The following is a 1,327-nucleotide window of genomic DNA, read 5'->3' as shown; positions in this document are numbered from 1 at the left end:
CTGCGATCTTCCATACAGTTGGGTATCGAGCGTTGGCTCGGCTATCCCTACGGGACGTAAGTGGGCGCAAAAAAATTAGCCGAGCACGCGCCAGCGCTGGCGGCAGGCGCTTTCGCCCGGCACTGGCTAAATCGGCGCCGGCCCTGTTCGTCATTCCTGCACAACGAAAGACCGACAGGGGTTACCGTGGACCTTCAGAGCATCCTCAGCAAACTGTTCGCCAACGCCCATGCCGTGGGCATCGAAGGCGTGTATCAGTTCGTCTTTGGCCAGGGCCGGGCGTTCTGGTCCGAAGTGCGCGAGCAGAGCCGTACCGGCGCGGGCCGCCATGCCGCGCCCGATGTCACCATCGAAGTCGCCGAGCGCGACTTTCTCGGCATCATGGGCGGCACCGCCAACGTCGAGGAGCTGTTCGCCAGCGCGCGCCTGAAGATCACCGGCAACATGGGCCTGGCCACGCTGCTGCCGCAGATCATCAACAGCGCGCGACAAGGGGCGACGACCAGCAAAGTGGCGATGAACCAGCGCTACCCGACCCCGGCACGCATCAGCGAGAGGATCTCCGCTTCACAACCGGTACAGCGCGAAGTGTCCCGCATCAGCCGTGCGGACATGTCCGTCGAGCGCTTTCGCCGCGATTACCTGCCAATCGGCATGCCGGTGGTGCTCAGCGACGCCCTGCAGGACTGGCCGCTGTTTACCATGGGCCGCGAGGCGTCGCTGGAACACTTCGCCGAATTGCAGGGCATCACCCGCCACGGCGACTATGTGAAGAAGACTTTTTCCAGCGACCGCGATTTCCGCTCGACCTCCATGGCCGACTTCATCGCCTCGCTGGACACGCCGGCCAAGCCAGGCGACACCCCTGCCTACATGGGCAACAACATCGTGCCGGAAAAACTGCTGACGCTGATCCGCTTTCCGGACTACTTCGAGCACTCGCGCTTCATCGCCCCGCGCATCTGGATCGGCCCTAAAGGCACGCTGACGCCGCTGCACCGCGATGACACCGACAACCTGTTCGCCCAGGTCTGGGGCCAGAAGTCGTTCATTCTCGCAGCGCCTCATCATCGCCCGGCCCTGGGCACCTGGTCGACCAGCCCCAAGGGCGGCCTGGACGGCTGCGACTTCAACCCCGACGCCGCCGATTACCAGCGCTTCCCCGCCGCCCGCGACGTGCCGTTCCTGCGCGTGGTGCTGCAGGCTGGCGACTTGCTGTTCCTGCCTGAAGGCTGGTTCCACCAGGTGGAGTCGGTGTCCACCTCGCTGTCGGTGAACTTCTGGGTGAATTCCGGGCGCGGCTGGTGAGGCCAGCCAGCGGTTAATT

General features: G+C 64.5%; 1 protein-coding gene. It reads left to right on the top strand.

The genetic code is table 11. The annotated features are described in order from the left end of the window. Window positions 1–186 precede the first annotated feature (186 nt). Window positions 187–1,308, top strand: coding sequence for a cupin-like domain-containing protein (locus ACZ6YA_RS00670; protein ID WP_465894795.1), 1,122 nt, complete (start codon window positions 187–189; stop codon window positions 1,306–1,308). Window positions 1,309–1,327: the final 19 nt, after the last annotated feature.

It is taken from the genome of Pseudomonas sp. NPDC090752, assembly GCF_055584805.1.
The sequence above is the reverse complement of the archived record's forward strand: the minus strand, read 5'-3'. Positions and strand labels throughout refer to the sequence as shown.